General features: G+C 44.9%; 20 protein-coding genes and 5 tRNA genes. 17 read left to right on the plus strand and 8 right to left on the minus strand.

Translation table 11 applies throughout. The features are described 5' to 3' along the window. Positions 1–132: 132 nt before the first annotated feature. From OCU46_RS00335 to OCU46_RS00345, 3 genes are read right to left on the minus strand one after another with little or no spacing between them, the layout of a single operon-like run. On the minus strand, positions 133–3,204 hold the full coding sequence (locus tag OCU46_RS00335) for a multidrug efflux RND transporter permease subunit (protein ID WP_141273592.1): 3,072 nt from the start codon (positions 3,202–3,204) through the stop codon (positions 133–135). A 10-nt stretch (positions 3,205–3,214) separates the two neighbouring features. Then, positions 3,215–4,315 carry an efflux RND transporter periplasmic adaptor subunit gene (locus OCU46_RS00340; protein WP_141273594.1) on the minus strand — a complete coding sequence of 367 codons (1,101 nt, stop codon included), beginning with the start codon at positions 4,313–4,315 and terminating at the stop codon, positions 3,215–3,217. Positions 4,316–4,330: 15 nt separating this feature from the next. Further along, a complete protein-coding gene (locus OCU46_RS00345) occupies positions 4,331–4,903 on the minus strand; it encodes a TetR/AcrR family transcriptional regulator (RefSeq protein WP_141273596.1) in 573 nt (190 codons plus the stop codon). Between the two features lie 170 nt (positions 4,904–5,073). On the opposite strand from OCU46_RS00345, the gene rep reads away from it, so the two are divergent. Next, a complete protein-coding gene (rep, locus tag OCU46_RS00350) occupies positions 5,074–7,089 on the plus strand; it encodes a DNA helicase Rep (protein ID WP_141273598.1) in 2,016 nt (671 codons plus the stop codon). A gap of 64 nt (positions 7,090–7,153) precedes the next feature. Here the strand turns inward: rep and OCU46_RS00355 are convergent, their stop codons facing one another. Next, a complete protein-coding gene (locus OCU46_RS00355; RefSeq protein ID WP_102427437.1) occupies positions 7,154–7,564 on the minus strand; it encodes a c-type cytochrome in 411 nt (136 codons plus the stop codon). Positions 7,565–7,852: 288 nt separating this feature from the next. Here OCU46_RS00355 and OCU46_RS00360 point away from each other — a divergent pair. The 5 genes from OCU46_RS00360 (at position 7,853) to OCU46_RS00380 (ending at position 8,435) form a co-directional block, all read left to right on the plus strand. Then, positions 7,853–7,929 (plus strand) — tRNA-Arg (locus OCU46_RS00360). Between the two features lie 45 nt (positions 7,930–7,974). Beyond that, positions 7,975–8,050 (plus strand) — tRNA-His (locus OCU46_RS00365). Positions 8,051–8,104: 54 nt separating this feature from the next. Continuing rightward, a tRNA-Pro gene (locus OCU46_RS00370) sits at positions 8,105–8,181 on the plus strand. Between the two features lie 46 nt (positions 8,182–8,227). After that, positions 8,228–8,303, plus strand: a tRNA-His gene (locus OCU46_RS00375). A gap of 55 nt (positions 8,304–8,358) precedes the next feature. After that, positions 8,359–8,435, plus strand: a tRNA-Pro gene (locus OCU46_RS00380). A 196-nt stretch (positions 8,436–8,631) separates the two neighbouring features. Here the strand turns inward: OCU46_RS00380 and OCU46_RS00385 are convergent. Continuing rightward, positions 8,632–8,901: a DUF1145 domain-containing protein gene (locus tag OCU46_RS00385; protein ID WP_141273600.1), complete on the minus strand. Its 270-nt coding sequence runs from the start codon at positions 8,899–8,901 to the stop codon at positions 8,632–8,634. Then, positions 8,901–9,497 (minus strand): 16S rRNA (guanine(966)-N(2))-methyltransferase RsmD, encoded by a 597-nt coding sequence (rsmD, locus tag OCU46_RS00390; protein WP_208733581.1) that lies wholly within the window; start codon positions 9,495–9,497, stop codon positions 8,901–8,903. Before rsmD ends, OCU46_RS00385 begins: the two co-directional genes overlap by 1 nt. Positions 9,498–9,651: 154 nt before the next feature. Here rsmD and ftsY point away from each other — a divergent pair, with 154 nt between their 5' ends. The 8 genes from ftsY to ubiA all read left to right on the plus strand — a co-directional run bounded on the left by ftsY (position 9,652) and on the right by ubiA (position 16,523). Further along, positions 9,652–10,860: a signal recognition particle-docking protein FtsY gene (ftsY, locus tag OCU46_RS00395; protein ID WP_141273604.1), complete on the plus strand. Its 1,209-nt coding sequence runs from the start codon at positions 9,652–9,654 to the stop codon at positions 10,858–10,860. Positions 10,861–10,883: 23 nt separating this feature from the next. Next, entirely contained in the window at positions 10,884–11,558 is a 675-nt protein-coding gene (gene ftsE, locus OCU46_RS00400) for a cell division ATP-binding protein FtsE (RefSeq protein WP_141273606.1), read from the plus strand. Further along, a complete protein-coding gene (gene ftsX / locus OCU46_RS00405) occupies positions 11,548–12,480 on the plus strand; it encodes a permease-like cell division protein FtsX (RefSeq protein WP_141273608.1) in 933 nt (310 codons plus the stop codon). Before ftsE ends, ftsX begins: the two co-directional genes overlap by 11 nt. A gap of 166 nt (positions 12,481–12,646) precedes the next feature. Then, positions 12,647–13,507: an RNA polymerase sigma factor RpoH gene (rpoH, locus tag OCU46_RS00410; RefSeq protein WP_141273610.1), complete on the plus strand. Its 861-nt coding sequence runs from the start codon at positions 12,647–12,649 to the stop codon at positions 13,505–13,507. A 364-nt stretch (positions 13,508–13,871) separates the two neighbouring features. Beyond that, positions 13,872–14,195, plus strand: coding sequence for a thiosulfate sulfurtransferase GlpE (gene glpE, locus OCU46_RS00415; RefSeq protein ID WP_141273612.1), 324 nt, complete (start codon positions 13,872–13,874; stop codon positions 14,193–14,195). Then, positions 14,192–15,028, plus strand: coding sequence for a rhomboid family intramembrane serine protease GlpG (gene glpG / locus OCU46_RS00420; RefSeq protein WP_141273614.1), 837 nt, complete (start codon positions 14,192–14,194; stop codon positions 15,026–15,028). The genes glpE and glpG overlap by 4 nt, the downstream gene beginning before the upstream one ends. A gap of 101 nt (positions 15,029–15,129) precedes the next feature. Further along, a complete protein-coding gene (locus OCU46_RS00425) occupies positions 15,130–15,672 on the plus strand; it encodes a chorismate lyase (RefSeq protein ID WP_141273616.1) in 543 nt (180 codons plus the stop codon). Beyond that, positions 15,672–16,523, plus strand: a complete 852-nt coding sequence (ubiA, locus tag OCU46_RS00430) for a 4-hydroxybenzoate octaprenyltransferase (RefSeq protein WP_141273618.1) — start codon at positions 15,672–15,674, stop codon at positions 16,521–16,523. Before OCU46_RS00425 ends, ubiA begins: the two co-directional genes overlap by 1 nt. Positions 16,524–16,564: 41 nt before the next feature. Here the strand turns inward: ubiA and plsB are convergent, their stop codons facing one another. After that, on the minus strand, positions 16,565–18,988 hold the full coding sequence (gene plsB, locus OCU46_RS00435) for a glycerol-3-phosphate 1-O-acyltransferase PlsB (RefSeq protein ID WP_141273620.1): 2,424 nt from the start codon (positions 18,986–18,988) through the stop codon (positions 16,565–16,567). A gap of 167 nt (positions 18,989–19,155) precedes the next feature. Between plsB and OCU46_RS00440 the strand changes: the two genes are divergently transcribed. From OCU46_RS00440 to dinF, 3 genes are all read left to right on the plus strand, one after another. Further along, the gene (locus OCU46_RS00440) at positions 19,156–19,512 is read left to right on the plus strand and encodes a diacylglycerol kinase (RefSeq protein WP_141273622.1); all 357 of its coding nucleotides are present in this window, start codon (positions 19,156–19,158) and stop codon (positions 19,510–19,512) included. 90 nt (positions 19,513–19,602) lie between these two features. Further along, the gene (lexA, locus tag OCU46_RS00445) at positions 19,603–20,220 is read left to right on the plus strand and encodes a transcriptional repressor LexA (protein ID WP_141273624.1); all 618 of its coding nucleotides are present in this window, start codon (positions 19,603–19,605) and stop codon (positions 20,218–20,220) included. A gap of 90 nt (positions 20,221–20,310) precedes the next feature. After that, positions 20,311–21,678 carry an MATE family efflux transporter DinF gene (dinF, locus tag OCU46_RS00450; protein WP_141273626.1) on the plus strand — a complete coding sequence of 456 codons (1,368 nt, stop codon included), beginning with the start codon at positions 20,311–20,313 and terminating at the stop codon, positions 21,676–21,678. A gap of 6 nt (positions 21,679–21,684) precedes the next feature. On the opposite strand, the gene sthA is transcribed toward dinF, so the two are convergent. Then, positions 21,685–23,085, minus strand: a complete 1,401-nt coding sequence (sthA, locus tag OCU46_RS00455; RefSeq protein WP_141273628.1) for a Si-specific NAD(P)(+) transhydrogenase — start codon at positions 23,083–23,085, stop codon at positions 21,685–21,687. Positions 23,086–23,178 lie beyond the last annotated feature (93 nt).

The following is a 23,178-nucleotide window of genomic DNA, read 5'->3' on the forward strand; positions in this document are numbered from 1 at the left end:
CGTTTCTCCAAAATCGTTTGTTATATTCTAAGCAATTCATCGTCTCTTGTCGCAAACAATATCGAGACAGATATTTGTTTTTGATATAAAAAAAGGCTCATTTCTGAGCCTTCTTACGTTAATTACCTTGGATTAGTTTGATTCAACGATTTCGTTTTCATCAAACTCTGGCAATGGCTTGTGCTCGGAAGCAAGGAAGCTGTAGATAACTGGCAGTACGAACAAAGTAAACACAGTACCAATGGCAAGACCGGCAACAATTACGATACCTATACTAAAGCGCTGTGCTGCACCTGCACCTGTTGCGTACATTAGAGGTATCAAACCTGCAATCATTGCTGCAGTGGTCATTAGGATAGGTCTCAGACGTACCTTAGCTGCCGCCATCACTGCATCAATACGATTACGTTGATGATGTAACTGCTCTTCTTTTGCTACCTCACAGATCAAGATGCCGTGTTTGGTAATAAGACCAACCAGCGTAATCAATCCTACCTGTGAGTAGATGTTCATAGTTGATAGTCCCCAAGCCAACGCTATCAACGCTCCACTAATCGCCAGTGGTACGGATACCATGATGACTAGTGGATCACGTAGAGACTCAAATTGTATCGCCAGTACCAAGAAGATGATCGCGATTGCTAACAAGAAGGTAGTGTATAACGCGCTTCCTTCAGTCACAAATTGACGAGATTCACCCATATAGTCATGGTTGTATCCACTTGGTAGTTTTTCCGCTGCTGTAGCTTCAAACCATGCGATTGCATCACCCATAGCAACACCAGGAGCTGGAACCACACCCACAGTTGCTGAATTCAACTGGTTAAAGTGAGGTAAAGACCTAGGCTGAGGAATAACATCGATGGATATCAAACTGCCCAATGGTACAGAGTCGCCTGTAGATGAACGTACGTAATAGTTGTTCATTGATTCAGGGTTCATTCGGAACTTACGCTCTACCTGTGGGATAACCTCGTATGAACGACCATACAAGTCGATACGGTTAACATAACCATCAGCCATCATAGTACTTAGAGTGATACCAATATCTTGCATGGTAACGCCATAAGCACCTGCTTTGTCTTTATCTATGGTGATCTTCATCGTCGCTGAATCATAGTTCAGGTCGAGATCTGAATAGACAAACTGTGGGTTTGCATTTACTTCAGCAAGTGTGTTGGTCGCAATCTGGAACAAACTCTCGAAGCTGTTTGGTGTAGTGATAACAAACTGAATCGGAAGGCCTGAACCTGCACCAGGAAGCTCTGGCATCTGGAATGCAGTGATTGCCATACCAGGTACATCTGAGATTAAGCCAGAAACGCGGTTAGTGATCTCAGATTGGCTCGCTTCACGCTGACTCCACGGTTTCAAAGACGCGATACCAAATGCCTGATTTGAGTTAGGTACACCGGTAAAGATCTGTGCATAGGCGACTTCTGGCTGCTCGTTGAGGATATCATTGACATCATTCATGGTGTTCTGCAGGTAATCCAGGTTCGCATTCGATGGGCCTGTACCCATCATCATAACCACACCCTTATCTTCTGACGGTGCCAATTCACTTGGAATAAACTTGAACAGCAAGGGTAAGCTACCGAATACAATCAATGCAAAGACAATGACTACGCTTCGGTGCTGCATAACTGAAGCAAGTGCAGCAGCATAAGACTCACTTAGGGCATCCAGTTTCTTATGAACAAATTGCTCAAAGCGGTTCGGTTGTTCATTCTGCTTAAGGATGGTTGCGCACATCATAGGACTTAGCGTCAACGCGATAATCCCAGAGACAAATACCGCTCCTGCCAAGGTGAGAGCAAATTCCTTAAATAAAGAACCTGTTATACCACCCATTAAGGCAATTGGAGCGTAAACTGCACCGAGAGTCAGAGTCATTGCAATAACTGGAACTGCGATCTCTCGAGTACCGATAATCGCGGCCCTAAACGGGGTTTCGCCCAGCTTAATATGCCGGTCGACGTTCTCCAGTACCACGATGGCGTCATCCACTACCAAGCCGATTGCCAATACCATTGCCAACAAGGTCATCAAGTTCCAAGAGAACCCTAAAGCTTGCATGAACATAGCTACACCAATAAGTGATAGCGGAATGGTCACGATAGGGATCAGTACTGCACGGTAAGAGCCCAAGAACAAGGTGATTACGACCAATACAATTAGAGCCGCTTCAAGAATGGTTTTTGCTACCTCTTGAATTGATTCGTTGATCGCAACTGTTGAGTCATACATTACCTGCATCTTGATATTGGTAGGCAGGTTTTTTTCGAGTTGTGGCAAAAGCTCTAGAACATCAGCAGCGATGTTAATTGGGTTAGCACTTGGTGCACCGTTGATTGCAGCTACAACCGCCTCTTGACCATTGGCACTTGCGCGATAGATATCGTGACTCTTCTCACGGGTTACCTTTGCTATATCGCTAAGGCGAACCACTTGACCACCGTCTTGTTTAACAACGAGGTTTTTTAGCTCTTCGACGTTGGAAACCTGAGTGTTGGCACTACCATTGTAGAGAACTAAAGCACCTGTTGCCTGACCCGTTGCAGACTGGAAGTTGTTAGCATCTAGTACACCCATTACGTCAGTTGCGGTGAGTTGCAAGCCGGCCATTTTTTCAGGATCTAGCCATACACGTAGTGCGTACTTCATACCACCGTAAAGGTCGATTTTGGATACGCCATTCACGGTAAATAACTGAGGGTTAATAACGCGTTCAAGGTAGTCAGTGATTTGGCTTGAAGCCAGCTCATCACTAGTGAAACCTATATACATAACCGCGGTTGTCGAACCTGTCGACATGGTTACAGTAGGATCTTCCGACTCCTTAGGAAGCTGAGAACGAACCGAGTTGGTTTTAGCGAGTATGTCCGCTAACGCGGCATTCGGGTCAGTGTTTAGCTTCATGGTGACAGTAATGGTAGAGCTACCAAGCACTGATTGAGAAGTCATAAAGTCGATATTGTCAGCCTGAGCGATAGCTTGCTCAAGTGGCTGAGTAATAAAGCCCTGAATCAGATCAGCACTAGCACCGTAGTAACTGGTTGATACCGTAACCACAGTGTTGGTCATTTCAGGGTATTCACGCACCTGCATCTTGAAGATGGCTTGCATACCTAGCAGGGCTATCAAAAAGCTGATAGAGACCGCGAGTATTGGGCGCTTTATGAAAATGTCTGTAAATCGCATTATTTATCCCTTACAGCATCGGAAGTTCAGCAGGTGGAGTAGTAGCGTCACTTTCCACAATCTTCACTTTAGACTCATTACTTAGGCGTACTTGACCAGAAGTCACAACCACTTCACCAGGCTTAACACCATCTAGAATTCGCACTTTATCTTGGTCGCGCTCACCTGTCTTAATGACACGCTGTGCAACACGATGAGTTTCTTCATCGAGAACGAATACGCTATCGCCGTATAGGGTATAGGTGATGGCTACTTGAGGCAGTACAACCTGATCTTGAAGTTTTGGTAATACAATTTGTGCGCGAGCGAACATGCCCGATCTCAATTCACCTTGAGTATTTGGGATCTCAGCCTGCACTTGTAGCAAACCACTCTGATAGTTAATTGCTGGCTCTATCGCAGAAATAGTGCCATCAAAAATGCTACCTGGGTAAGAGTCAACTTCGATGCGAATCGCCTGACCAATGTTGATACGAGAGATATCATTTTGCGAAACAGTAAAACGCATACGCATGACACTAATGTCTTCTAAGCGAGCGATTCGGCTGCCGGCTTGCATGTACTCACCAAGGTTAACACCGCGAATACCAATCACGCCTGAAAACGGTGCATTCACGTCTCTGCGATCGATCGTTGCTTTTAGGCCAGCAATATCGGCTTTCAACGACAAGTAGGAGGCTTCAGCATCATCGAAGTCTGCTTGAGAGATAGCGCCTTTCTTAATCAGGCCTTTGTAACGTTTGTATTTTGCTTCTGAAGCAGGGAATCGCGCTTGAGCACTTTGTAGATTCGCTTTTTCAACATCAGAGTCCAGTTGCACCAAAGAGGCACCTTTAGAAACCTGCTGACCTGAGACAAAGTTGATCTTGGTTACGATGCCACTTGCCTCTGCAGTCAGTGTTACCCCCTGCAGTGGTTCAATGAATCCAATCGCGTCGATGCTTGGCGTCCACTCTTCAGCAGAGGCCGTCATTACGGTAACTGGATACTCTGGCTCTGGGCGATTCGCCATGTATTCCGCTATCTTCTGCTGTTTGAAGATATTGAAGCCAATCACGCTACCGAACAGGGCGATAGCAATAATAAGCATGATTAGTGTCCACTTTTTCATGGAACGGTTCTCCAGTTATTTAGTTGTAATGGCGTCCCAGCTTGCTTGGATGGCCAGTTGATAAGTTTTGCTGTCGATGGGTTCTATTCCTTGGAAATGTTTGCGAGTTAATGCAACACAGCTTTCCAGACTTAGGCTATATAAAACCGAATCGGGTAAATTTTTAAGTTCTTCGGACTGTCTGCCCTCTTCAAAGACATTGAGCAGCCGATCAAACAGTTTTTTCTCTAGGTTTCGAATTTCATTGCTTAAAGGCGAAGGTAACGACTCATATTGCATTCGAGTTTGTAATAACCCGAGTTGCGATCCCCCAATACTCCATACGTTGTGGCACATAGTTTCGTACCTTTTATAGAGAGACTGATTAGGGAGCACATCCTTCTGAATAATGTCGGCGACCTGCTTTGTTAGCCAGAGTCTAACCTCTGCGATTACGCTATCCTTGTCTTTGAAGTAGAGATAAACAGTGCCTGCCGCCATCTTGGCTTCTTTCGCAAGTTTTTGAATCGAAAGGCCGTTGAAGCCATCACGACCCAAAATAGTCACAGCAGCTTCTAAGATGTCTTTGCGCTTGGTTTTTGATGCCATAGATATAACATTCCCCACCCAAATGAATGAACGTTCATTCATTCTAATGATCGATTAACGAAATGCAACCATTTGTAAGCATAGGTAAGCATCTGGAAAAGGAAAATTCGATTGGAAATGAGCAAGGTGACCAGTATGATTAGAGCCCTTTTTTGTATCTCGGTGGCGTTATGAGACTGAATCCACAGCAAGACCAAGCGGTAAAATTTGTGTCAGGGCCTTGCCTGGTATTGGCCGGTGCAGGCTCAGGTAAAACTCGAGTCATTACTAACAAGATTGCCTATTTAGTTCAGCAATGTGGCTATAAGGCTCGCAATATCGCAGCGGTGACTTTTACCAACAAAGCAGCACGAGAGATGAAAGAGCGTGTTGGGCAGACTTTGGGCAAGAATGAGTCAAAAGGCTTAATGGTTTCTACTTTCCATACCTTAGGTCTAAATATCATTCGCCGAGAATACAAAGCACTAGGCCTAAAGGCCGGCTTTTCTCTTTTTGATGACCAAGACCAGCTTTCGATGCTCAAAGAGCTTACGGAAGACTTGTTAGATGGTGATAAAGATTTGCTCCGTCAGCTAGTCAGTACCATTTCAAACTGGAAGAACGACATGCTGACGCCAGCTCAAGCAAGAGCCTCGGCGCAGGGTGAACAACATACGTTATTTGCCGACTGTTTCGAGATGTACCAGCGCCAAATGGTTGCCTACAACGCCTTAGACTTTGATGACTTGATTCTGATGCCTGTATTGCTTTTAAAGCAAAACGAGGAAGTGCGAGAGCGTTGGAGAGCTCGTATTCGTTACCTTCTAGTAGATGAGTACCAAGATACCAACACCAGTCAGTATGAGCTTGTTAAGCTGTTGGTTGGTGAGCGTGGGCGATTGACTGTGGTAGGCGATGATGATCAGTCTATCTATTCTTGGCGTGGTGCTAAGCCTCAAAACTTGGTTTTGCTTGGTGAAGATTACCCAAGCTTGAAACTGATTAAACTGGAGCAGAACTACCGCTCTACCAGTCGCATCCTGCGCTCGGCAAACATCTTAATTGCAAACAATCCACACGTGTATGAGAAGAAACTCTTCTCAGAGATACCTGATGGAGAAAAGCTCAAAGTACTCTTGGCCAAAAATGAAGACCATGAAGCCGAGAGAATTACAGGTGAGATAATTGCTCATAAGTTTGTGAACCGCACCCACTACAAAGATTACGCCATTCTCTATCGCGGCAATCATCAATCGCGTCTGATTGAAAAGTCGTTAATGCAGAACCGAGTACCTTATCGTATTTCTGGCGGGACTTCGTTTTTTGCTCGAGCTGAGATCAAAGATGTCATGGCCTACCTAAGAGTGCTTGTGAACCCGGATGACGATAATGCGTTTTTGCGTATCGTGAATACGCCACGCAGAGAGATAGGCCCTGTCACCCTCGAGAAATTAGGCAGTTATGCCAACATGCGCGGGAAGAGTTTGTTCGAGGCATCGTTTGAGCTTGGATTAGAGCAGACCCTCACTGGTAAGGGTTTAGAAAGCCTGCGCCGCTTTACGGAATGGCTCGTCAGGGTGGGAGACAACGCTGAGCGTGGCAATACCGTTGAGGCCGTTCGCAGTCTAGTGCGTGATATCAAGTACGAAGACTGGCTGTATGAAACGTCTTCTAGCCCTAAAGCAGCCGAAATGCGCATGAAGAATGTGTCAGATCTTTATTCTTGGATAGTGGCCGATCTTGAAGGGGACAACTACGACAAAGAAGAGAAGACTCTTAAGGAAGTTGTTCAACGCTTAACCCTGCGTGACATGATGGAGCGTGGAGAAGATGATGCTGAGGCCGATCAGGTTCAATTGATGACCTTGCATGCATCAAAAGGACTCGAGTTCCCTTATGTCTATCTGATGGGGGCTGAAGAGGGGATCTTGCCACACCAAACCAGCATTGATGAAGATAACGTCGAAGAAGAGCGTCGCTTAATGTATGTCGGCATTACTCGTGCCCAGAAAGAATTGAGTTTTACTGTGTGTAAAGAACGTCGTCAATACGGTGAGCTTATCAAGCCAACCCAAAGCCGATTTTTAGATGAGCTTCCATTCGATGACTTAGAGTGGGAAGCCAAGAAGAAAGAACAAACCAAAGAAGAGCGTATGGAAAAAGGACAGGCCCATATTGCAAATCTAAGAGCAATGTTCAAAAAGTAATTGATTTAAAATTAAAAAAGATGGCCTTGGCCATCTTTTTTGCTTGTATCAGCAGGCCTTTCTTTTAAAGGTCGGCAATCATATGGTCGATAGCGGCAATGATTTCGTCATCGCTACAATCCATACAAGCACCACGTGCAGGCATTGCGTTGAAGCCGTTGATAGCGTGATCTGCCATCGTTTCTTTACCTTGAGCAATACGTGCGCTCCAATCTGCCGCATCGTTGATTTTAGGAGCACCGCTCACACCTGTACCATGACAAGCTACGCAGAATGTTCCATAGATAGTTGCGCCGTCTCGAGGGCCTGAGGCAACTTCTTGCTCTGGTTCTGCTCCAGCAAGATAAACATCGCCCACTGGCTTAATTCGCTCAGCAATCGCATCATAATCTTCTTGGCTCGAAGAGGCGAAGCTAGCTCCGGAGAATACAAGCGCGGCTGTAAATAGGGTTATAAGTTTACGAGACATATCCATTAACTCTCTTTTAATTCCTGAGTAAGCGCCAACCAGATGAACATTTGTACGCAGTTCGCACAAAATGGAACAACTAACTGTTAAGGTGTTGTAAATGTTGAGTGATTATATATCTTATGATTGTTGCATTAAACCATATCTTTACTGGGGCGAGGGTTAAATCACATCTCGAAACCTACTATAAGTGATCGTTTTCGTAGAAAAAAAGCGCAAACACAAAAAAAATCTGAAAAAGTACTAGACGGCAAAGTGTGATATCCGTATTATTCCACTCCGCCGATAGGGCATGCGCCCGTAGCTCAGCTGGATAGAGCGTTGGCCTCCGGAGCCAAAGGTCGAAGGTTCGAATCCTTTCGGGCGTACCATCCGGAAGCTTGTTTTGAGAAACAGCATATTGGCAAAAAATAGTGGTGGCTATAGCTCAGTTGGTAGAGCCCTGGATTGTGATTCCGGTGGTCGCGAGTTCGAATCTCGTTAGCCACCCCATTATTTCGGTAACTTCGGTTTCCTATTTCGATTTTAAATCGGGATGAAATTTGTCGGTGAATAGCGCAGCTTGGTAGCGCATCTGGTTTGGGACCAGAGGGTCGGGGGTTCGAATCCCTCTTCACCGACCACTACAATTGGTCATGGCAAATATGCGATGGCAATAAAAGATCAGTGGTGGCTATAGCTCAGTTGGTAGAGCCCTGGATTGTGATTCCGGTGGTCGCGAGTTCGAATCTCGTTAGCCACCCCATTGATTAAGGTAACCTCGGTTCCCTGTTTTGATTTAATCAGAACGAAACATAAGTCGGTGAATAGCGCAGCTTGGTAGCGCATCTGGTTTGGGACCAGAGGGTCGGGGGTTCGAATCCCTCTTCACCGACCATCATACGAAGCCCTACTCGAAAGAGTAGGGCTTTTTTGCGTCTGGAGCTGAAAGCCCAGTCGCATCGAATCCCTCTTCACCGACAATCATACGAAGCTCTACTCGAAAGAATGGGGCTTTTTTGGATCTGAAGTGTATGGTTTTAAGCACAAAAAAACGCACTTTCAAGTGCGTTTTTCGGTTTGTCTAACTCTGACTAATCCATCATGTATTTACGTCGAATATCGAGTAGGGCAAAGATACCGAAGATTAAGATAGACCATTTTTCCCAAGACGTAAGTTTCACTTTGTCTCCAAAAGCACCAAGGAATATTGCCGATTGAAGACCATGCATCATGAGTAGGAATGCGGTCATGATGTAAAGTGCGATAGCGGCTTTACCCGGAAACGGATGAAAAATATTAAAAATCAATACAAACCACACAAAGGCGATTGCGGCCTTTGCTAGCATTAAAAGATATTTCATTACTGCTCTCTTATAAATAGTTGAAATCTAACTTGTCCCGCCACTTTTTCACGATGTAATTGCCAGTTTTCTGGCAGGGCAGGCATCTCCAATTCTTTTTCAGTCTCAATGTAAATCAATGCTTGATCGTTGAGCCAGTGATTGTTTTCCAACAGTTCTATGCTTTCTGCTAGTAAACCTTGTCTAAATGGAGGGTCGATAAACACAATATCGTATGGCTGCCCTTCTTGTTTCAAGAAGTTTAGTGAATTTTGATTCAATACGTTGATGTTTGTCGCTTTAACGGTCTGTGCGTTTTGTTGAAGCTGTTGAAAAGCTTGGCTATTTAACTCTATCAAGGTGACTTCTTCCGCCTGTCTTGAAGCCGCTTCAAATCCTAGCCCTCCAGAGCCTGCGAACAGGTCTAGGCAACGTGCATGTGGAATGTCATTGGCAATCCAATTGAACAAGGTTTCCTTCACTCGATCTGTCGTTGGACGTAATCCTTCTGCATCATGAACAGGTAATTTTCGTCCGCGCCACAAGCCACTGATGATGCGGATTGAGCCTGAACCCTTGCTATTTTGTGAAGAAGAGGTGCGTTGATGTTTTCTCATGCTGTTTTTGGCCATCGAATAAGTGGTATCATACCCTATTGATTATTTTAAAATTGTACTCGTAAACACGAGATTAATCATCGCTAATTGAACGTACCGTGCCGATTGGCACGGTATATATGCACGAATCATAAAGTAACTGGGATAGTCTCCGATGACGGATAAGAAAAAACGCGGCTTATTGTCTTGGCTTGGTTTTGGTGAAGAGGAACAAACACAACCAGAACAAAAAGAAGCGGACATTAATGAACAGCAGCAGCCTGAAGCTGAAGTTGCTGAGCAGGAAGCTACGCCGACCGAAACGCTTGAGAACGAAGTCGTAGAGTTAGAGCCTGTTGAAGAACAACCCGTTGAACAAGAAAGCGAGCAAGAGCCGGAACAGCTAGAAGCAGAAGAAAAAGCACCTGAAGTTATTCAACCTGAGGTTCAGGAAAAGCCAACAGAAAGCTTCTTTGCTCGACTAAAACGCAGTCTTGCTCGTACTAAAGCAAATATTGGTGCGGGTTTCTTTGGCCTGTTTAAGGGCAAAGAGATTGATGATGATTTGTTTGAAGAGCTGGAAGAGCAACTTCTGATTGCTGATGTAGGCATGGAAACAACCATGAAAATCATCGATAGCCTCACAGAGAAAGCCTCTCGCCAGCAGTTAAAAGACGGTGAAGCGCTATATGACTTACTGAAGTTGGAACTTGCCGAGATATTAGCGCAAGTAGAGCAGCCGTTGCAGATCGATGAGCAAAAAACACCATACGTTATTTTAATGGTGGGTGTGAATGGTGTCGGTAAAACGACAACTATTGGTAAGCTAGCCAAGCAATTCCAGTCTCAAGGACAAAAAGTGATGCTAGCTGCGGGTGATACCTTCCGTGCTGCGGCAGTAGAGCAACTTCAAGTATGGGGACAACGCAATGATGTTCCTGTTGTTGCTCAACACACGGGAGCAGATAGTGCTTCTGTTATCTATGATGCAATCGAAGCAGCTAAAGCTCGAGGCTACGATGTTGTTATTGCAGATACGGCCGGGCGCCTACAGAACAAGAGCAACCTTATGGAAGAGCTTCGTAAGATTGTTCGCGTAATGAAGAAAATTGATGACAGCGCTCCACATGAGATCATGTTGACGTTAGACGCTGGTACTGGTCAAAACGCAATGAGCCAAGCGAAACTATTCAGCGATGTAGCTCCGGTAACTGGGATTACGTTGACTAAACTGGATGGTACAGCAAAAGGTGGTGTTATCTTCGCTATTGCCGACAAGTTTAAGATCCCAATTCGTTATATCGGTGTGGGTGAGGGTATTGATGATTTGCGTCCATTTGAGACTCAGGAGTTCATCGACGCATTGTTTAGTAGAGAAGATTAGTACCTCACAGCAAGGACGATTTAGTGATTAACTTTCAACAGGTTAGCAAGGCTTATCGCGGCGGCCATCAAGCTTTGCAGAAAGTGGACTTTCATCTAAGAAAGGGCGAGTTGGCCTTTTTAGGTGGTCACTCTGGGGCGGGCAAAAGTACTTTGCTCAAACTGATTTGCGCTATGGAGCGTCCTACCGACGGTAAGATAGCGTTCAATGGCCATGACATTACGCGTATTGGTGATAAAGAGATCCCTCTACTTAGACGTAATATCGGCATAGTCTTTCAAGATCACCGCCTTCTGATGGACAGAAGTGTCTATGATAATGTGGCTTTGCCTATGCGCATCGAATCCATCGCAGAGAACGAGATTAAACGTCGAGTAAATGCGGCCTTGGATAAAACTGGCTTGCTAGATAAGGCACGTTGTCTACCTACCCAATTGTCGGGTGGAGAGCAGCAGCGAGTAGGTATTGCTCGCGCTGTAGTCAACAGACCGACATTATTGCTTGCTGATGAGCCAACCGGAAATCTAGATCCAGAGCTCTCCAATCGTATCTTTAGGTTATTTGAAGAGTTTAATCGTGCGGGCGTTTCTATTCTTATCGCGACTCACGATGTCGGTATGATGGAAACTCGAAAGCAATATCGCCGTTTTGAATTGAACCAAGGATTTTTGAGCGAGGCAGAAGGTTATGGCCAATAAGAGTTCAGTACAAAAAATTGGGTACTTTCGCTCTCACTATCTAGTCGCCAAAGGTTCACTAAGTGATATCGCTCAAAGGCCTTTGGGGAACCTGTTCACTTTAGCGGTTATCGCGATAGTACTCGCGTTGCCATCTAGCCTTTATGTTGTAGCAAAGAATATTCTAGATGCCGCAGAACAAGTGAGTCAGCCTGCTGCGGTAAGTGCTTACTTACAAGAGGGTACACCAGAAGCGCGCATTATGCTGATTAAGGATCAGCTTGAAGGCGATGATGCGATAGCGAGTGTCGAATACATTTCTTCACAGCAAGGGTTGCAGGACCTTAGTTCGCACTCTGGGTTTAATGATGCTATCAGCTTGCTAGATGATTATGCATTACCGGCACTATTGGTGATCCATCCTGCACAAGCTTCTGATACCACGCAACAACATATCCTCGACCTTGCTAATGCAGTTGAGGTCTTCACGGATGTGCGAGTGGATCAAGACTGGTTACAACGCTTTGATGCGATTAAGGCGCTTAGTAGTGCGCTTGCTCTAGCACTTGCCTGCATGATGTTGGTCGCTGTGGTGCTTATTATTGGCAATACCATGCGCTTTAATGTGTTAGCGAGAAAAGAAGAGATTCAAGTAATGAAGTTTCTTGGTGCGACCAATAGCTTCATTCTTCGCCCTTACCTTTATACCGGGATGTGGTTTGGTTTATTGGGTTCGTTGTTTGCGTGGTTAATTACTTTAGCGTTGTCACTTTTCTTGGGAAGTACGGTTCAATCAGTCGCATCGTTATATGACAGCAGTTTCGTTTTGAGTCCTTTGAGTTTTGATGAATCAATTATCTTATTGTTAATTGGTAGCTTTCTCGGTTTATTTGCAGCTCAAGCCTCAGCACGCCGTCATCTTTCTGAAATTGAACCTGTGTAGAATTTACTTGTCTCAGTAGGTGGGAAGAGGCTGAGTGTATGTCTCAGCTCACAGTCGAGGGGTTGCCCTCGATGAATTTCTGTGCATAATGTCCAGTCCGCTGTTTTTTTAGCAGTAGCTAATTTAATAGCGAATAGGTTGTAAAGTTCGATGAATGAGGGATTGAATGGCTAATAAAACGTTTTCAATGGCACTAGTATCTCAAGATAGCTTAGATAGCTACATCAGATCTGCAAACGGTTACCCAATGTTGACCGCAGAGAAAGAGCGAGATCTTGCCGAGCGTTTACATTACAAAGGTGAGATTGAGGCTGCGAAAGAGCTGATTTTGTCTCATTTGCGTTTTGTTGTTCATGTTGCTCGTGGTTATTCTGGTTATGGTCTTCCTCTAGCTGACTTAGTTCAGGAAGGTAATATCGGATTAATGAAAGCGGTGAAACGATTTAACCCTGAAGTGGGTGTTCGTCTTGTTTCATTTGCTGTTCATTGGATCAAAGCTGAAATTCATGAGTACGTATTGCGTAACTGGCGTATCGTTAAGATTGCGACCACAAAGGCTCAACGTAAGCTGTTTTTCAATCTGCGCAAAAACAAAAAGCGTTTAGGTTGGTTTAACAACGGTGAAGTTGAAACGGTAGCAAAAGAGCTAGGTGTGTCACCATCTGAGGTTCGTGAAATGGAATCTCGCTTAGCTGCCCAAGATGCAACCTTTGAGTTTTCAGCAGATGACGATGACAGTGCGAACTTCAACCCAGTAGCGCCTGCTCTTTATCTTGAGGATAAAGAATCTGATATCGCAGACAATGTTGAAGCGGACAACTGGGAAAGCCATACCAATGCTCGCTTAGCAAATGCTCTAGCAACTTTGGATGAGCGTAGCCAGCACATTGTGCGCGCACGTTGGTTAGATGATCAGAAGCAAACGTTGCAAGACCTAGCTGATACCTACAGTGTTTCTGCTGAGCGTATTCGTCAGCTAGAAAAGAATGCGATGAAAAAGCTTAAATTAGCGGTCGGCGATCTCTAAGTTAAACAAAGAATTTTAAAGGCCAAGATCGCGAGATCTTGGCCTTTTTTATTGGGATCGGTTTCTGTGTTTCATGACAAGCTTAATCTGTGGATAACTCTGTGGGATAAATTTCGATAGCATGTCTTTAACTCAGTTAAAGCAAGGGTTATCATCGATAAATCGAGTGGGGATAGATAATTTAGAATCAACACATTATTAAGGATCAATACTAGATATAGTGGATCATTTTTAATCAAAACACTTTATCAACGTAATCCACAGATTTACCCACAGCTGGTGGCTATTTGATCACTGTTATCCCAATGCTGGGTATGAAATTTTTCAGAGGCTTTGGATAGGATTTTTTGAGGACAAATAAATAATGGAAGAAGTACAACGAATTAGTGTGAATGAAGCACACCAAATGCAGACCACCCAACAAGCGAGATTGGTAGACATTCGTGACATCCAAGCCTTTACAGTGGCTCATCCTGTAGGAGCGTACCACTTGACCAATCAGACTATCGCAGAGTTCATGAACTCAGTGGAGTTTGAAGACCCTATTCTGGTTTTGTGCTACCACGGTATTAGCAGTGTTGGGGCTGCTCAATATTTGTTAAACCAAGGCTTTGAACAAGTATTTAGTGTTGATGGGGGATTTGAGGCTTGGCAGCGACAGCAACTGCCAATAGAGGCGCATGAATGATTCGCCTTATACAACTTAATAATCCACGAATAGCACAAGCATTTATTGATTACATGGCATCACAACGGATCACTGTTTCACAGATGCCAGAAGGTGATGGCCAGTTTGTACTCTGGCTACATGATGACGCTGAGTTGCCTCGGGTGCAGCAAGAGCTTGAGTTGTTTCTCAAGAACCCTAACGATAAGAAGTACCAAGCGGCTTCTTGGGATATGGCTGAGACGCGCACTCAAAAGTTTAGTTACTCAACGCCGAGTTTCTTGCAGATGATAAAGGCCAAAGCAGGGCCGATGACGCTGTTGGTCATGCTTATCTGTGTTGTGATTTATGGTTTGCGTTTATTAGGAATGCAGCAGCAGGTATTCTCCTTGTTGCACTTTCCGGCAATGGCCGATCAACAGTGGCAGATCTGGCGCTATGTTTCCCATGCTGTATTGCACTTCTCCGTTTTGCATATCACCTTTAATTTACTATGGTGGTGGCAATTAGGTGGAGATATTGAGCAAAGATTGGGACGAGGTCGTCTGACTAAGATCTTCTTGGTTTCTGCTCTTTTGTCGGGCTGTGCGCAGTACTGGATTGAGGGTGCAAACTTTGGCGGCCTAAGCGGTGTTGTGTATGCCTTGGTTGGATATATATGGGTACTCTCGGTAAGAGCTCCGCAGTTTGGTTTAGATATCCCTAAGCCTATACTCGCCTTCATGTTGATTTGGTTAGTGCTTGGCTTTGTACAACCGTTCATGGCGATTGCAAATGCTGCGCATCTTGCGGGATTGGTTGCTGGGTATTTATTGGGTTGGCTTGATAGCGTAAACCGAACTCACAACACTTAATTGACGATCCGCGTTACCTTATTGGCACCGTGATTGGTACAATTGCTCCAATATTTTATTTATACAGCTGCCATTGGTTGGTAAAGAGTTACGAAGTAAGTATGACTAGCCCTATAAGGACATTTCAGCAGGCCTTGCTAAACATCAATTGGCAAAGCCCTAGCGACTTTCAGTTCCCGGATAACAATGCAAAGCACTGGTTGTTAGAAGAAGACTCTCTATCTCACAGATTGTCTCTCTCTTGCTCTGATTTGAGTGTGGAGCTATTTACGAGCAACAAAGTACAACCTGAGAAGCTCTCAGATCAAGAATCCCAAGTGTTAAACAAAGAAGTTTGCCTGCTACGTGAAGTGATTCTTAGAGGAGATCGTCAAGATTGGGTATATGGCCGCACGCTAATACCTCAGAGCTCACTGCAATCCCATTCTCATGATTTTGAGAATCAAGGAGAGTTGCCATTAGGGGTAACGGTATTTAGTTCCGAAGGCGCCTATCGCGATGGCTTGCAGGTTGGTGTTATTGAGGTAGAAGGTAAGCCTCTACTAGCAAGACGCTCTAGGCTGTGGATGAACGGGGCACCTATGCTAGTTGCAGAGTTGTTCTTGCCCAAGTCCCCAGTATATTCAGACAAGGAATTCGATTAATGGTCTCTAAAATGAGAGCCTACTACCAGTTGATGAGAATGGATCGACCTATAGGTAGTCTATTGCTTTTATGGCCAACATTGTGGGCCTTGGTAATGGCATCGGAGGGAAGGCCACAGTGGACCGTATTGATTGTATTTTGCTTAGGCGTTTTTTTGATGCGCTCAGCGGGATGTGTGATCAACGATTTTGCGGATAGAGATTTGGATGGGCATGTTGAGCGTACCCAGTTTCGTCCTATCCCTAGTGGCCTAGTTTCAGCAAAAGAAGCATTGGCCCTATTTGGCGTTCTAAGTATTATCTCTTTTGCGTTGGTACTGACCATGAACACGCTGACTATTCAGCTTTCGTTTGTGGGGGTCGCTTTAGCAGCACTTTATCCATTCATGAAGCGCTTTACTCACTTACCTCAACTGGTATTGGGAATGGCCTTTAGTTGGGCGATTCCAATGGCATGGGCCGCCGAATCTGGCCACATAGCGCCTTTGGCTTGGTTGCTATTTGTTATCAATATGCTTTGGACTATCGCCTACGATACCCAATACGCCATGGTAGATAGAGATGACGATCTGAAGATAGGCATTAAATCTACGGCGATACTATTTGGGCGTTTTGATAAATTGATCGTAGGGATCTTGCAAGCTATCACCATCATTTTGCTTTTGATTGTTGGTGAGAATGCGGCTCTTGGTGCGGCTTTCTATTGGGGAGTGCTGGTGGCTGGTGGGCTGTTTGTTTACCAACAGTGGTTGATAAAATCCAGAGATCGCGCTCTTTGTTTTCAAGCGTTTCTCAACAATAACTATGTTGGAATGGTCATTACGATTGGACTGTTCGTTACTTACTTATAAAAAATCCCGGACTGTTCAATAGTCCGGGATTTTTTTAGTCTTTATACCGCTTGAGCGATACCTTCTTTGATTGTGAGTTTCACTTCCGGAGAAAGTATTTCTAATAGGCCTTGAGCCAACTTCTCAGTACGCTCGATATCGCACTCACCCTCTGCATTCAAGTAACCTTGCTCTTTTAGGGTACTGAATAACGCTGCGAATACGCCCTTATCAAAGAACTCTGGCGCATTGATACCGTGCAAGCGACCAAGGCGCTGTGCGATATCCTGACATCTCATCTCCAATTCTGCTTGAGCGAGCTCAGGTTGAGCAGCCAATAGATTAAGCGCAATACTGTAGCGCTGTAGTGTCTCGGAGATAGTGCGTGACAGTAATTGCAGGGTATGGATGTTGGTCTGATTCAGATTAACCATGTCGCCCTCTACCTCAATCAGTTGCTGAGATAGAAACTCCTGCACTATTTGTTCAACTTTGTCTTCCAATTGCTCACTGTCGTAAGAGAGGAACAGTTCTTTTTGTAAGAACGGATACAAAACAGCGATATTACGTTTCAATCTCGTAATCGTGCAGTCAGGTAACTGGATGATTAGCTGTGCGAGTAGTGAAGGTAGCGCAAGCATATGAATAATGTTGTTACGGTAGTAAGTCATCAATACCGATTGATGGCGATCTAGGGAGATGATCTCTCCCATGCTGTCCGAGTCGACTACAAATTTGTCCAGTGAGGTAGCGTGTGCCACTAGCTCTTCGGCACTGCTATCAGGCATGGTGGCGAAGCTGGTGTATGGCACATTGCGTAGAATACTCAGGTAGCAATTAATCTGATTGATTAAGCTCTCTTTAGTTAGTGCCCTTTGTCTTGAGGCTAATAGAGCCGTTGCCGTTAAGGTCAATGCGTTTGCCGCGGCAGCATCATTGATATGAGTCATCATCTTTTCAGCGATGGCATTGACCGTTGGAGTCATCCACGTTGGCTTAGTACCTTCTGCGGCACCGATGCTTTCACGCCATTCAGGTACATTCTCATTAAGATACTGATTCAATGGGATAGGCTCGCCAAAGTTTACGTAGCCTTGGCCAAAGTTACGTAGCTTTCTAATCGTGCGCAGTACTTGTCCTGCATTTTCCTTCTCTTTGCGTTTACCGCGAAGCTCCTTAGCGTAGGTGGAAACCTCCATTACATGCTCATAGCCTATATATACTGGGACTAAGGTTACCGGGCGGTTTAACCCTCTGAGCATTGCCTGTACTGTCATCGCTAACATGCCGGTTTTGGCTTGCAGTAATCGGCCTGTGCGAGAGCGACCGCCCTCACTGAAGTACTCAACGGAATATCCCTTGGCAAACAGCTCAGCTAGGTACTCTCGGAAAATGGTGGAGTACAGCTTGTTACCTTTAAAGCTACGGCGAATGAAGAAAGCGCCGCCACGTCTAAAGATAGGACCTGCTGGGAAGAAGTTCAGGTTTACACCTGCTGCGATATGCGGAGGTACCATCCCTTCATGATAAAGAATGTATGAAAGTAGCAAGTAATCCATGTGGCTTCTGTGGCACGGAACATAAACAATCTCGTGTCCATCTTGCGCCAGTTTACGCACTGTCGAAGCATTGCTGACATTGATGCCCTGATAGAGCCTGTTCCACAGCCATGTCAGGACAAAGTTACCTTGCTTGATCAGTGAGTAAGAGAATTTAGCGGCAATTTCGTCCATTATCTTCAGGGCGTGTTGCTCAGCTTTTTCTACACTAATATTTTTAGCCGCAGCTTCATCAGCGATGGCCTTGTTGATTGCCTCAGATTTAATCAGCCTTTCAAATAGAACATCTCTACTTGGTAAGCTCGGCCCTGATGCCGCTAATTTTTGTCTAGAGAAGTGAATGCGAGCTACGCGCGCCAGTTTCTGAGCTATGGTTTCATCAGAGCCTCGAGAGTCTGCCATGTAACGCATAGACACTAGCGGGCTGAAACGAATCATACAATCGCGTCCAGAAAAGAGTACTGCTTGCATTTTATTCCAAGGAGAGAGGTTTTCTAGATAAGGCTTATCTTGCCCCTCTTTTCCTGGTTTGCGTCCCCACATCACGGTGGTTGGGATAAGTTGCACATCAAGATCTGACTGTTCACGATGCAATTTGAGAAGTTGCGTAAACAGGCTTTGAGATCCTAGTGAGTCAAGAGTATCGTTGTCTCGGTCGCGTTTGCCTGTAGAGATAAATACATAGCGCCTAAAGCTTTTGCCTCCAACTTCAAGAGGTTGGAGTGGATCAGGTAAACCAAGTTGAATAGCTCGACGACGAACAGAAAGAAGGTCGACATTAGATTCGAACGGCAACACATAGACAATAGGTTTCTCTATATCTATGTTGAGATCGCTAATAGGGGAAGGGGGTACGACATTACCCTTAACCAATACTTTCAAAGGAAAGCGTAAAGCTGTTTGCGTCAGTGTATGACCAGAAGACATATTTATGATTGTCCCAATTTATATTTGGCGTCCAAGACTCTTCAAGACTAGGTTGTAAAATAAGCGTCGCAAGAATAGCAGAACTGGTCGAACCTTTTAACCAGAATTGTTTTAATGTTAGGTTAATAAATGAAAAAGCACAGCAAGATAAAAAGAATAGGTGATCAATGAAAGGTAATACAGGATTCAAACGCGTTATTAAAGCAACGGGTTATTCTATTCAGGGGCTTAAAGCTGCTTTTAAACATGAAGCCGCGTTTCGTCAGGAAGTTTTCTTAGCTCTCTTTCTCATTCCTATTGCATGCATTCTTGATGTCAGCCAAACGCAGAGAATGTTGATGATATTGTCACTATTCATCGTGTTGATCGCCGAGCTAATGAACTCAGCTGTTGAAGCTGTAGTCGATCGTATTGGTTCTGAGATCCATGAATTGGCCGGTAGAGCAAAAGACATCGGTTCAGCTGCTGTGTTTGTTGCTTTGGGCCTAGTTCTATACATTTGGGTTGAAGCTTTGTTCTTTTAACTTAAATTTCAGCTTATTAGGGCTAACTGGTTGATTATTTAACCATGCTGTATATACTCACAGTGAACTGTATAAAAGAACAGGTGATGTATGAGACCCTTAACCCAAAGACAGCAGCAGGTATTCGATCTTATCAAGGCGAAAATCGAAGATACTGGCATGCCACCGACAAGAGCCGAAATTGCGCGCGAACTGGGGTTTCGTTCAGCGAACGCTGCCGAAGAGCACCTAAAAGCTCTAGCTAAAAAGCAGGTCATAGAGATCATCCCTGGCGCATCGCGCGGTATTCGAATACTTCTGCAAGACAGTGCTAACGATGATGGCTTGCCATTAATTGGTAATGTAGCGGCTGGTGAGCCGATCTTGGCTCAAGAGCATATAGAATCGCACTATCAGGTCGATCCCCAAATGTTTAAGCCTAAAGCTGACTTTCTGCTTCGTGTGCATGGCGAAAGTATGAAAGACATAGGCATTATGGATGGCGACCTTCTGGCTGTACATAAAACTCAAGATGTCAGAGACGGACAAGTAGTCGTAGCTCGTGTCGATGAAGATGTAACCGTTAAAAGGTTGGAGCGCAAAGGGTCTACAGTTTTACTGCACCCTGAGAATGAAGAGCTTTCTCCAATCAAGGTTGACCTAACACAGCAACATCTTGCAATCGAAGGGATAGCGGTAGGGATCATCCGTAATAGTACTTGGATGTAATACCAATACCCTAAAAATTATGATTCACTGTATGCAGCGCCCTTTATCGGAGCGCTGCTTTTTTTTGCCTAAAATACCTCAAGGATTGTCATGCAAAACCCCGTTATTCGCTCTCTGATGGATCTCAGTCTGCATAAGAGAATACTCGCTTTAGCGATACCTATGGTTTTGTCTAATATCACCGTTCCTCTTTTGGGGTTAGTTGATGCCGCTGTAGTGGGTCACTTAGAGCATTCTTGGTATCTGGGTGGTGTTGCTTTAGGAAGCACGATGATCAGCATGGTGTTTTGGCTGTTTGGCTTTCTACGTATGTCGACAACTGGTTTATCGGCACAGGCAAAAGGAGCAGATGATTCTCGAAAGCTAGCCCTTGTACTACTGCAAGGCATTTTTATGGCGCTGGCCTTTGCGCTGATCTTCTTGGTATTACACCGAGGGATTATCAACCTAGCTTTAGGATTCAGTGATGCCAGTGAGCAAGTTCAATTCTACGCCAATGAATATTTCATAATTAGAGCTTGGAGCGCTCCGGCTGCGATGGTCAATTTCGTGCTACTTGGTTGGCTACTAGGAAACCAAAACGCAAGAGCCCCAATGTGGATGGTCATTATCACCAATGTCACTAACATTGCATTGGATATCTTATTTGTGGTGATTCTTGATTATGGTGTTGCGGGTGCGGCTTCCGCATCTGTAATTGCTGACTATACTGGCGCGTTAGTGGGCATTTACTTTTGCCATAAGTCTTGGAGTAGTGCCGTATCCTTGAGCTCCAAGCAGATACTATCCCTGGGTATAGACAAACTGTTCACTGGCTTGTCGCGCTTTGTTCGTTTGAACCGAGATATATTTTTGCGCTCCCTTTGCTTGCAAGCTGTGTTGGCATTTATGACCTTCCAAGGTGCTAATTTTGGCGACGATATCGTGGCAGCGAATGCGGTATTGATGAGCTTGGTACTCATGGTGTCCTATGCAATGGATGGCTTCGCTTATGCCATAGAGGCGATGGTAGGAAAAGCCATAGGGGCGAAAAGTAAGAAGGAGCTATCCCTTTCAATTCTAGGTACCTTCTTTTGGGGGCTTATCATCTGTAGTGGGTTTGCCTTATTGTTTGGTGCTGGTGGCAATATTATTGTTGGCTTGATTAGTGATATTGATAGTGTCAGGGCGACGGCCCGTGAATACTTACCATGGCTAGCCATCATGCCTATCGTATCGATGTGGTGTTATCTCTTTGATGGCATATTCATTGGCGCAACACGCGGTAAGGAAATGAGAAATAGCATGTTTGTTGCAGCGCTAGTGTTCTTCGCACTTTATTTTGGCTTTGCTTATCTTGAGAACCACAGTCTTTGGATTGCTATGTTGGGCTTTATGGCTATGCGTGGAGCCACATTGGCTTGGGTGTTTGTTCGCTTGTGGAACAAAGGGCAGTTTCTAGAAACTGCCCATGCTTAATCGCAATTAGAATAAACGGTTTAAACCATTCAGAGCCGCAACTCGGTAGGCTTCCGCCATAGTTGGGTAGTTGAAGGTAGTATTCACAAAATAGTCGATGCTATTTGCAGGCCCAGGCTGCTCCATGATGGCTTGGCCGATGTGAATAATCTCAGCGGCTCTTTCACCAAAGCAATGGATACCCAGTATTTCTTTGGTTTCTCTGTGGAAGAGAATCTTCAAACTGCCAATGTCTTTACCTGAAATCTGAGCGCGTGCCAAATGCTTAAAGGAAGCGCGTCCCACTTCATACGGCACTTTTGCGGCGGTGAGTTCTTGCTCTGTTTTACCGACAGAACTGATCTCTGGAATGGTATAGATACCGGTAGGAATATCTTCAATCAGTCGCTGCGTTGCCTCACCCTCGGCAATCGCCTTCGCCACAAAGCGGCCTTGGTCATAGGCGGCACTTGCTAGGCTTGGGTACCCAATGACATCACCAACCGCGTAGATATGCTCAACGTCGGTTTGATAGTTACTATTGATCTTCAACTGACCGCGTGAATCGGCTGATAAGCCCGTAACATCTAAGTTGAGAGTATCCGTATTACCTGTTCGACCATTCGCGTACAACAAGCAATCGGCTCGCATTTTCTTACCAGACTCTAGATGGACGATAACCCCGTCATCCGTGCCTTCAATCTCTGCGAATGACTCACCGTTGCGTATGACTACACCATTACTACCAAAGTGATAAGAAAGAGCATCAGAGATCTCTTTATCTAGGAAGGAGAGTAGTTGATCGCGAGTATTGATAAGGTCGGTCTTGACGCCTAGACCACGGAATATAGAGGCGTATTCACATCCGATAACCCCTGCACCATAAATAATAATGTGTCTTGGCTGATGATGCAGAGACAAGATGGAGTCACTGTCATAGATACGCTGGTGGTTGAAGTCTACATTAGTTGGATGATAAGGACGTGAACCTGTCGCAATTACAAATCGGTCAGCAGTATATTGCTTAACTCGTCCATCCTCTCCAGTGACTTGCACACTATGAGCGTCGGAAAACTTGGCTTCGCCAAAGATCAGTGTGCATTGATTTCTATCGTAGAACCCTTGCCTTAGTGTGGTTTGTTTGTCGATAACGGTTTTAGCATGATCTAAGATGTCATCAAAACTGGCATCTAGGCTACGATTGTTTTTACAAAAGAGAGGGTTGTTATTGAATTCAATGAAGCGGCTAACGGCGTGCCTTAGTGCTTTGGATGGAATAGTACCCCAATGAGTACACCCGCCTCCGACACTTTTTTCTTTCTCAATAATAGCAACATTGAAGCCAGCCTTGGTCAATCCCATAGCTGCCCCTTCGCCTCCGGGGCCACTACCAATTACGATTACATCAAAATGCGATGAAGAACTCACTGAAACCTCCTTGTTTTGTTAATGGCATTTTAAACCTTTGTTGACATTGGTAAATCATTTAGTGGTGGCTAAGTGGTCAGTCTCACAATAAAG

This window comes from Vibrio comitans, from assembly GCA_024346835.1.
GTDB classification, from domain to species: domain Bacteria; phylum Pseudomonadota; class Gammaproteobacteria; order Enterobacterales; family Vibrionaceae; genus Vibrio; species Vibrio comitans.